Origin of the sequence: Rhizobium ecuadorense, assembly GCF_001187535.1 — a bacterium.
In the GTDB taxonomy this organism is placed as follows: domain Bacteria; phylum Pseudomonadota; class Alphaproteobacteria; order Rhizobiales; family Rhizobiaceae; genus Rhizobium; species Rhizobium ecuadorense.
This window is the reverse complement of record NZ_LFIO01001796.1, coordinates 236,877-245,732: the sequence shown is the minus strand read 5'-3', so window position 1 is coordinate 245,732 and position 8,856 is coordinate 236,877. Positions and strand designations below refer to the sequence as shown.

At 58.8% G+C, this 8,856-nt stretch carries 15 protein-coding genes and 1 tRNA gene; 9 read left to right on the top strand and 7 right to left on the bottom strand.

The features are described 5' to 3' along the window. On the bottom strand, positions 1-256 hold a 256-nt coding region (locus AF337_RS38480), incomplete at its 3' end, for a transposase (protein WP_049735245.1). 364 nt (positions 257-620) lie between these two features. On the opposite strand from AF337_RS38480, the gene AF337_RS38475 reads away from it, so the two are divergent. Beyond that, the gene (locus tag AF337_RS38475) at positions 621-917 is read left to right on the top strand and encodes a GIY-YIG nuclease family protein (protein WP_049736281.1); all 297 of its coding nucleotides are present in this window, start codon (positions 621-623) and stop codon (positions 915-917) included. 369 nt (positions 918-1,286) lie between these two features. Here AF337_RS38475 and AF337_RS38470 read toward each other — a convergent pair whose 3' ends face one another. Further along, on the bottom strand, positions 1,287-1,481 hold the full coding sequence (locus tag AF337_RS38470) for a hypothetical protein (RefSeq protein ID WP_049736280.1): 195 nt from the start codon (positions 1,479-1,481) through the stop codon (positions 1,287-1,289). Positions 1,482-1,604: 123 nt separating this feature from the next. On the opposite strand from AF337_RS38470, the gene AF337_RS38465 reads away from it, so the two are divergent. The 3 genes from AF337_RS38465 to AF337_RS38455 all read left to right on the top strand — a co-directional run bounded on the left by AF337_RS38465 (position 1,605) and on the right by AF337_RS38455 (position 3,328). Further along, a complete protein-coding gene (locus tag AF337_RS38465) occupies positions 1,605-2,330 on the top strand; it encodes a LuxR family transcriptional regulator (protein WP_049736279.1) in 726 nt (241 codons plus the stop codon). A 144-nt stretch (positions 2,331-2,474) separates the two neighbouring features. Continuing rightward, positions 2,475-3,140 carry an acyl-homoserine-lactone synthase gene (locus AF337_RS38460; RefSeq protein WP_049736278.1) on the top strand — a complete coding sequence of 222 codons (666 nt, stop codon included), beginning with the start codon at positions 2,475-2,477 and terminating at the stop codon, positions 3,138-3,140. Further along, positions 3,137-3,328 (top strand): hypothetical protein, encoded by a 192-nt coding sequence (locus tag AF337_RS38455; protein ID WP_003593249.1) that lies wholly within the window; start codon positions 3,137-3,139, stop codon positions 3,326-3,328. Before AF337_RS38460 ends, AF337_RS38455 begins: the two co-directional genes overlap by 4 nt. Positions 3,329-3,466: 138 nt before the next feature. On the opposite strand, the gene AF337_RS38450 is transcribed toward AF337_RS38455, so the two are convergent. After that, positions 3,467-3,835 carry a response regulator gene (locus AF337_RS38450; RefSeq protein WP_049736277.1) on the bottom strand — a complete coding sequence of 123 codons (369 nt, stop codon included), beginning with the start codon at positions 3,833-3,835 and terminating at the stop codon, positions 3,467-3,469. 218 nt (positions 3,836-4,053) lie between these two features. On the opposite strand from AF337_RS38450, the gene AF337_RS38445 reads away from it, so the two are divergent. Then, a tRNA-Ile gene (locus tag AF337_RS38445) sits at positions 4,054-4,129 on the top strand. A gap of 296 nt (positions 4,130-4,425) precedes the next feature. On the opposite strand, the gene AF337_RS38440 is transcribed toward AF337_RS38445, so the two are convergent. Then, complete coding sequence (locus AF337_RS38440; RefSeq protein WP_049736276.1) at positions 4,426-4,857, bottom strand: site-specific integrase; 432 nt, start codon at positions 4,855-4,857, stop codon at positions 4,426-4,428. Between the two features lie 566 nt (positions 4,858-5,423). Continuing rightward, positions 5,424-6,305 (bottom strand): hypothetical protein, encoded by an 882-nt coding sequence (locus AF337_RS43050; protein ID WP_152971356.1) that lies wholly within the window; start codon positions 6,303-6,305, stop codon positions 5,424-5,426. Here AF337_RS43050 and AF337_RS46630 point away from each other — a divergent pair. From AF337_RS46630 to AF337_RS38430, 3 genes are all read left to right on the top strand, one after another. Continuing rightward, entirely contained in the window at positions 6,188-6,490 is a 303-nt protein-coding gene (locus tag AF337_RS46630; protein ID WP_425287916.1) for a CFI-box-CTERM domain-containing protein, read from the top strand. The genes AF337_RS43050 and AF337_RS46630 overlap by 118 nt on opposite strands. A gap of 278 nt (positions 6,491-6,768) precedes the next feature. Next, entirely contained in the window at positions 6,769-6,984 is a 216-nt protein-coding gene (locus tag AF337_RS43045) for a hypothetical protein (protein ID WP_152971355.1), read from the top strand. Positions 6,985-7,421: 437 nt separating this feature from the next. Next, the gene (locus tag AF337_RS38430; protein ID WP_049736274.1) at positions 7,422-7,631 is read left to right on the top strand and encodes a hypothetical protein; all 210 of its coding nucleotides are present in this window, start codon (positions 7,422-7,424) and stop codon (positions 7,629-7,631) included. A gap of 177 nt (positions 7,632-7,808) precedes the next feature. On the opposite strand, the gene AF337_RS38425 is transcribed toward AF337_RS38430, so the two are convergent. After that, positions 7,809-8,003, bottom strand: coding sequence for a hypothetical protein (locus AF337_RS38425; protein WP_049736273.1), 195 nt, complete (start codon positions 8,001-8,003; stop codon positions 7,809-7,811). 249 nt (positions 8,004-8,252) lie between these two features. Between AF337_RS38425 and AF337_RS43935 the strand changes: the two genes are divergently transcribed. Further along, positions 8,253-8,399, top strand: coding sequence for a hypothetical protein (locus tag AF337_RS43935; protein ID WP_167347837.1), 147 nt, complete (start codon positions 8,253-8,255; stop codon positions 8,397-8,399). A gap of 31 nt (positions 8,400-8,430) precedes the next feature. Here AF337_RS43935 and AF337_RS38420 read toward each other — a convergent pair whose 3' ends face one another. Then, positions 8,431-8,847 (bottom strand): GNAT family N-acetyltransferase, encoded by a 417-nt coding sequence (locus tag AF337_RS38420; RefSeq protein ID WP_049736272.1) that lies wholly within the window; start codon positions 8,845-8,847, stop codon positions 8,431-8,433. Between the last annotated feature and the right edge of the window lie 9 nt (positions 8,848-8,856).

Genomic DNA, 8,856 nt, shown 5'->3' with positions numbered 1-8,856 from the left:
TTGCAAGAAGCTCGCGGAGCGCGGCCGCATCCAGCATCTGTTCGGCCAGCAGCTTCTTCAGCCTCGCGTTCTCGTCCTCAAGCGCCTTCAGCCGCTTCGCCTCAGAGACTTCCATACCGCCGTATTTGGCCTTCCAGTTGTAAAAGGTCGCCTCTGAAATCCCGTGCTTGCGGCAGAGGTCGGCCGCTTTCGCACCAGCCTCCTGCTCCTTCAGCACCGCAATAATCTGCTCTTCCGTAAATCGCTGCTTCTTCATTCGTCCGTCCTTTAATAGGCCGGACTCTAATCCATTCTGGAGGAAATTCTCAGTGGCAGGTCAATCTCTATCTCATATCGGCTTTGGCGCCGTTGGTCGGCCTCGTCCTTCGAGGCCCTGCGGGGCGCCTCAGGATGAGGGCGGAGAGAGGGTGCGGCTTGCCTCATCGGAAAGCGGTGCAGCACGCTAGAGCCCCAGCCTGCAAAACATGACCCACCGATCAGCCCACCAGCCACGCGGCACCACAACTAGCCCTCATGGTGAGGAGGCCCGCAGGGCCGTCTCGAACCACGAGGGCGGGTGGCTCGGCGATCTAGCGGCTGCACAAATGCCGCCCACTCGCCCCCCATGCTAGCCTCCCGCCATGGAAGTCACCGTCTACATCCTCCGCTGCAGCGACGGCTCTTATTACACCGGGCTGACCAAGCAGGAGATCGAGGCGCGTGTCTGGGAGCACAATGCCGGGAGCTATGACGGCTACACCGCCAAGCGCTTGCCCGTCGAACTCGTCTTCACCGAAACCTATGACCGCATCATCGACGCCATCGCCCCGGAGCGCCAGATCAAGGGCTGGTCGCGCCGCAAGAAGGAGGCGTTGATTGCCATGGATTACGAGGCCTTGCCGGAGTTGTCGAAGCGCGGGCCGATCAAGGTGGAGTGAGCGGGGGTGGCCGGTGGCCGGCCTCGTCCTTCGAGGCCCCTGCGGGGCACCTCAGGATGGGGTCGGAGAGAGGTTGCCGCTTGCGGCGTGCGGCTCGCGCGCGTCAGCAATGGCACAGTCTAGCCGTTTCCCGAGACACCAGCGCCGGCATTGGAAACCATTCATCAAGCATAATGGCACAAATCCAGGGAGTAGCGGCTTTCCCTCTACCCGGCCGCAGCATTGCCGCTCGACACTTTCTTCGCAAAATCGGAAACGGATGAGAATGAAAAGGGGACACGGATTTCATCTTGCCGTGGCCGATCCTGGTGCCTAGCCGATCCAGTCAATATCGGGAAAAGCCTGAAACACCCGCCGGGGCGGGCCATGTCAGAAAACGTTGTTATCAACGCAAAGCGCCCGGTGGACCTCGGTCCAGAACAGGGCTAGCGGGGTGTCGCCGTTGCGTTCGGCAACGAGGGCGCGGATCAGCGCTTCGGAGCCTGCCATGTCCTGCCAGCTGGATTTCAGGCCCTTGGCGGCCTGTTGGCATTCGGCAATCTCGAAGGGTCTCTTGCTGTCCATATGAGGTCTCCTCGTGAAAGGCGCTAGCAGGCGGAGCCGGGATTGTCATTCCCCGCATATGTGGGGATGCCTTGTATTTGTGACGGTCCTCACGGTAGGATTGAGGGAATTGGGGCAGTGGAAATGACCGAGAATACCTATAGCGAAAAGTTCGAACCCGCCTTCGAACAGATCAAGGCGGCGGCCAATGTGGATGCGGCCATCCGCATTCTGCAGGCGGAATACGGCCTCGATTTCGTCACCTACCACCTCGCCCAGACGATCGCCAGCAAGATCGATTCGCCCTTCGTGCGCACCACCTATCCGGATGCCTGGGTCTCCCGCTATCTGCTGAACAGCTATGTGAAGGTCGACCCGATCGTCAAACAGGGCTTCGAGCGTCAGCTGCCCTTCGACTGGAGCGAGGTCGAGCCGACGCCGGAGGCCTATGCCATGCTGGTCGACGCGCAGAAGCACGGCATCGGCGGCAACGGCTACTCCATTCCCGTCGCCGACAAGGCGCAGCGCCGCGCGCTGCTGTCGGTGAATGCCCGCATCCCGGTCGACGAATGGAACGAGCTTGTCCGCCGCTGCCGCAACGAATGGATCGAGATCGCCCATCTGATCCATCGCAAGGCCGTCTACGAGCTGCACGGCGAGAACGACCCGGTGCCGGCCCTGTCGCCGCGCGAGATCGAGTGCCTGCACTGGACGGCACTCGGCAAGGACTACAAGGATATCTCGGTCATCCTCGGCATTTCCGAGCACACGACCCGCGATTATCTGAAGACCGCCCGCTTCAAGCTCGGCTGCGCGACGATCTCGGCCGCCGCCTCGCGGGCCGTGCAATTGCGCATCATCAATCCATAGTCTTCGGCCGGCGCATCTCGTGACGCCAGCCCTCATACTTTTGGGCTAATCCCCTCATCTGAGGGGGCCCATCTGAGGGAATTTCCGATCCGGCCCGCCTGGACCATTCTGCTCTCCACGGACTTGCAAACGCTGGAGGGCAAAATGTTCGTTATCATTCAGGCACATGAGTACCAGAAATACGCTGCCGTACTCGATCAGATGTTTCGCCTGCGCAAGAAGGTGTTCGCCGATACGCTCGGCTGGGATGTTCCCGTCGTCGGCCCTTACGAACGCGACAGCTACGATGCGCTGGCTCCGGCCTATCTCGTCTGGTGCAACGACAGCCGCACCCGTCTTTACGGCGGCATGCGCCTGATGCCGACGACCGGCCCGACCCTTCTCTACGATGTCTTCCGCGAGACTTTTCCGGACGCCGCCGATCTCATCGCGCCGGGCATCTGGGAGGGCACGCGCATGTGCATCGACGAAGAGGCGATCGCCAGGGATTTCCCGAATGTCGATGCCGGCCGCGCCTTTTCGATGATGCTGCTGGCGCTCTGCGAATGCGCGCTCGATCACGGCATCCATACGATGATTTCCAACTACGAGCCCTATCTCAAGCGCGTCTACAAGCGCGCCGGCGCCGAAGTGGAAGAACTCGGCCGCGCAGACGGCTACGGCAAGTATCCCGTCTGCTGCGGCGCCTTCGAAGTGTCGGACCGCGTGCTGCGCAAGATGCGCGCCGCCCTCGGCCTGACCCTACCCCTTTACATCAGACATGTTCCGGCCCGCTCGGTCGTGACCCAATTCCTGGAGATGGCAGCATGAACCGCCTCGCTGAAACCGCAATACAGAAAGATATCGGGGCCCTGGAGCGCCACGTGCTCGCCTCCCGCGACATCGCCACGCAGATCGGGGATCCCTTCCTCTCCTATCTCCTCTCGATGGCGCTGTTCACGATCTACGAGAAGAAGGCTCATCACGAGAATGAGGCGCTGAAGAGCAGCTTCAGCTGAGGGCGCGACCCCCTCCGCACGCCTGAAGACGAGCATGTCTCCCGGCGCCTCGCGCGCAGCCGCAAAACCAGTCCCCGTTTTGCGGCTGCGCGCCCCTGTCATGTCATCGGGGCATTGCCAGTCAAATCATCCCGGAAGTCACGTCATCAGCGAATCGATCGTCGAGATCAGCGCGTCGTGCATATAGGGCTTGGGCAGGAAGGCGGTATTGGCGGGCAGCGCCATGGGGTCGAGCCGCACCATGCCCGAGGTGATGATGATGCCTATATTCGGCCGCATCGCCCTCACCCGCTTGGCAAGCTGGATCCCGTCCATCGAACCCGCCATGTTGACATCGGTGAACAGGATATCGACATCCGGCCTGCCTTTCAGCACCACCATCGCCTCATCGGCATTCGCCGCCTCCAGCGCCACATGGCCGACATCTTCAAGCACATCGAGGACATTGAACCGGATCACCGGCTCATCCTCGACGATAAGCACCACGGCACTGTTCAACGCCACCATCTGCGATCGCCCTCTTCATCGAATCCAATCCCTGTAATTGTCGCCCGCGTGAGAAGGTTCCAGTACCCGCACCGATGAAATATGCATCGTCCACAGATGCTTGCGCTCTGCGCTTGTGGCTCCCTGCAATTTGCGTTAGAGCGAACCGATGCTGCGGGAACCATTGCCCCGGCATCACGGCGCCGGTCTCCGGCGCCAAGGCGCTTCATCGGCGTCAAGGGCCTGTAGCTCAATGGTTAGAGCCGGCGGCTCATAACCGCTTGGTTGGGGGTTCGAGTCCCTCCGGGCCCACCATCGTTTTTTTCTAAGATCCTGTTTTTCTTGATGATCTTTGGCCTCGAGGTCCCACTTTTCAATATTGGCCTCACCAGGTAGGACACTTTTGTTCTCGCTTCGGTCCGGCAGAAGTAGCTTTGCTCCGTCTCCGGCAAGCTTCTTCCGGCGTGCGGGGCGCGTGTAAAGGTCAGCCTGTTGACTCGTGGTCCAGCCGAAGATCGCCTTGAGTTGATCGCTCGTTGCACCGTTGTCGGCAGCGATGGAAGCTCCGGCCTTCCGCACCCCCTTGGGCTGAGCAATGTGGCAGCCCCGCCTCATCGCACCAGTCGCGCATCTTGTTGCCAAGCCCTTTTAAACGGCTTGCCGTATTCCGTAACGAGAAACGTCAGTTGGCCCGCCGGCATCCGATCCAATTCCTCGGCCAGCTCGGGCAGGATCGGCACATTGACCTCAACGCCGCTCGACTTGCGCGTTTTGCCCGGCCGTATGCGAATCCAGCCATCGTTGAGATGCTGCCGACTGAGAATGGCAGCGTCCGATAGCCTGAGGCCGGTGAACATGAAGACCGCAAACGCGCGCCGTGCGGTCGAGCCCGGAGCATGCCTGGCTTGGTACTGCTCAATTTCCTCAAGGGTCAATGTGTGAAAGCCGTCGCCTGATTTGACGCGCTTGATCCCATTGAATGGGTTCGTCTCTGCCTCCGCGACCTCGATCGCCCACGCAAAGAGCGCGCTAATGGCTTTCACGATGTCGTTGGCGGCGCCGGGCTGTCGATGCGCGTGTCGCGGATCGCGGTCACATGCTTGCGCTCAAGAAGCTCGAAGGGCTTATCGCCGTGCTTAAGGCAAATGTCTTCGAACGCAGCGGACCTATCGCGACCCAGGACAGGCGACGGCGCGGTACGGGACGCGGAAGCGCTCCCACGAGCTTGCCGTGAAGCGTGCGACGGCCGGCGCCCGTTTCGACTTTGCTGCAGAGCGAGCGAAGCTGAAGGAACTGAAGAAATGACCATCGAGCCCGCCTCATGAGCCACAGGATGCCGCAGCTTACTCCGGCATCGCCGAATCGACGTTCTCGCTTTGGGTGGCAACCCACAAGATGCCGCCCTGCATGCCTGGCACCCGCAAATGGGACCGGCGCGCGATCGACGCCAAGCTTGACGAGATCTCAGGTCTGACGCCAGAGGACCAAGAAGACCCCTACGATAAGTGGATGAGAGAGAACCCCGACAAACAACTCGGCCAATTGATGCTGATTTCTGTGAGGATTTTCGGGCGTGTCGCAGGCGGGAATAGGCGGGCCGTTGGATTGCTCAGGTCGCATAGTTTAGTGACTGTTGATCGTTCACATCCGTTAGATTGTAAGAGAAATTACGGCCGTCAAATTCTCGGCAAAACCGTGTAAACCGCTCTTCGCCAAACGCGTCGACATAGTTGATCTTGCCGTAAACGAAGAGGCGCTTCCCGTTTATTTTGTGCTCCTCAACTAGGCTTTCTACGCTAGGACCGTCCAGTTGAGGGACGCATCCCTTATATGGCCATAACTCCTCATGAGTAATGACTGAGTCGTCAGGATAACTTCGGATTACCGAGCAGGATTCTGGATCTGGAGGAATGTCTGCCAGCTTGTAGCAGATGCTAAGGCGTTTCACTCTCGCTGGCGTTCGGCCGTAGTTGCGAAACGTCACGCCATGCGTGGCGACAACATTTCCCTTCTCATCCTTTGTTTTCATCGTTGTAAACATGCGGACGTGTGGGCGCTCGGAACTGATGGTTGCAAGCGTCGCCTTCCTTGCCAAGAATGCGCTGTACATATTGGCGAAGAGGGTTGCAATCAGCAGCGCCATGCCGATTGTGTTCACGCCAATGCCCCACCACGTCGCCTGTGTGTTTTCTCTTGCAGTGACGATAGATGCCCATTGCGCGCAAATCTCTGAGCCATACTCAGCCCTGCGGACATCACACGTTTCTGCCGCCTCAGAAGCAGGTTGTGCGTTTGGCTCGCTATACACTTGCACTTGGCCCTGTGCATATGATTGATTCCAAGCGAACGTGTAGATGAGGAACACTAAGGCTAATGCGAGAAGGGCTCGTTGAGAAAATGAAAGCAAATGCGAACCTCGATCAGATGAACAGCTCGGCGAAGCTTTGTTTTGTTGCCGCTGCCCTTGACGGGCGGTATCGAGAAGAACCATTGGACAGCTTTCTTCGATTCCGTGATGCGCGCCTTAAGGCAACCGCTACTGGAAGAATGATTATCGCTGTTTACTATGCAGCGAGCCCTATTGCAGCATGGCTATTAAGGAAATCCCCAATTCTCATGCGAGTTTCATTCCATGTACTTACTGCGCTCGGAAACAGGTTGCCGAGACAGAGGTAGGGTGCGGACCGAAGCCCGCCCCTTACGCGGCCAGGATCGCCGCTAGCGCCGTCGTGATCTCTGCCGCTCCGAGATCCGTCGGATGAATCGTATCAGCCAGACGAGCTCCCGAGTTCGTCATGATCGACAGGCCGTTAACGTAAGTCACGTTTGCGCCGCCGGCGGCAGCTACTGCTGACTGCACTGACATCCTGTATTGTGCTAGCGTGATCGTGTTGGTGTTCGGAGTATAGAACGGGCTCACATATATCTGTGCCGACGGCAGGGCCGCCTCGGCATTGTTGATCCATCCCCGCCGCCTGGAATATCGCCAACGCGGTCCGCGCCACGAAGTTGTTGTGGCCGATCATGTAAACGACGCGTTGGTTACTCTTTTTGATAAGCACTCCGGCGAGCTGTTGAGACTGGCAGAGCTTCCTGCTGTTTTTTTAAGCCCGAATCTTATGGTCGTAACCGATAAGCGAATAGCCGAGCTAATTGAGGTGATCGAATGAATCTCCTTCGCTCCCACTCATGATCCACTGGTTAGCTGATGATCACTCTTTGACGGCCTTTTCATTTCCTCCGCCGCCTACAGAATAAGTGCAATCCACCTCGTCGATCTTGAAGGTTTCGAGGCCGCCTTGAACCGCGTTCAAAGACAATATGAAGCGCCCTCGAAGCCGGCCTAGCACTTTCGCCGTCTCTTCGAACTGCTCGCGGCGCGAGTTCTTGTGATCGTCTGGTGAGACTGCGACAAGAAATATGCGTCACGGTTTGCCAACGATCCGCTGGCCGAGACTTACAGAGGATGATCGGAAACTTCGCGTTTGCGCAGCACTTCGCGGATTGATACGCACATGATCAGCCTGATCGTCGAACCACCTGCCTTTCGATAGAAGTTGTGCTACTTATTAGTGGATCCGTTGTTCTCGGGAGGGGGTAGCAATTCATGGTCGTGCACAGGGATATGACTAGCGACGAATGGAAGTGGCTTGTGCGCCTTTGCCAACACGAAGCGGATAGCATTCCGAAGGAAATCGAAGCGCGGTTTACCGAGCTTGGTCTGTTGGGGCCGAATGGTCTCTCGGACGATGCCCGGGATCTGGTTAAAAATGAACTGCTGGCAGAGCGGCGGAACAGGCTGCAAGGGCTTCACTGAGCGACTTGGACGCCAAGCAGGCGGCCAAAGCGGTGATGCAGGCAGTTGGTCGTAACCGCTCAACTGCAAGCTCAGCTTGCTCGGTCCATCGACCGCCGCCATGACGCCAGCTACCCCGATTTCATCTGCGGCGCCAATCCAGAAGACATCGTAGCCAGATCAATACCGAGCAGGCCTTTAATAGCTGCAGGAGCGACCGTCGCTCGGCCTGAACCCACCCCCGCAGGCCGGGTTGAGCGGCAGCTCTTCCCGATAATAGCCGCCGCCGATCGACGAGGTCTGATCGAGATTTCCGGATGAGGTGCAGGCCGAAGTGATCGTGGCAAGGCCGATCAGCGTTCCGGTCGCGATAAGTGCGAAAAATCGGTTCATCTGAGCTTCTCCTTCGGAGGATATGGGTTTGCCCGAAGGGAGTAATTTACCACGCGATCACGCGCGTTTGTGGGGATTTATAGCAGTTCACCCGCTTGGCACGCCCTCCTAACGCCAATGTGATTGGCTTTCGGCCTGCACTCAAGCCATGCACCGTCACATAACTGTCATGCAAAATTGCCCATTGCGACGGCAGCTTGGGCAAAATATATGCTGCCGCCTAACAAAAAAAAGAATGAGTGAACTGCCATGAGTGCCATACAGAAACTTTTCAACCGCAATCTCCTGACCCGTTTTGTCACCGGTCTCGGTGTGGTTCCCCAGCGCTTTCGCGACGCGCGCGAAGAGCGCAAGCCCGCGATCCATCCCTCCTTCATGGATGATTTCGGCGCCTGACGCGCCGGAAAGCCGCCGCTGACGGCTCCAATCAGGCGGCGGACAATTCCTTCCGGAACCAGATCCTGTCGACCGGCCTGCCTTCGGCGCGCCCGCCGATCCTGCCGAATTCGACATAGCCGAGTTTGGGATAGAAGGCCGGCGCCTGGGTCGAGAGCGTATCGACGCAGGCCGTGACGGCGGCGCGGCGGCGTCCCTCCTCTTCCGCCGCCGCCATCAGCTTCGTGCCGGTGCCGCCGAGCCGCTGCGATTGCGCAACCCATAAATTGCCGATGAAGAGCACCGAGAAGGAAACGGAGGCCGTTATGCCGCCGAGAAGCCGTCCGTTCTCCCGCCAGATGATGGCAAAGGCCTCGCGCCTGATCTCAGCGCTTTCGTTGAATGCACTGATACCGTCTGATATCGCATTGGCGATTTCGGCCGGCACGGGGTCGAGCGTTTCGAACATTTGTTTCCT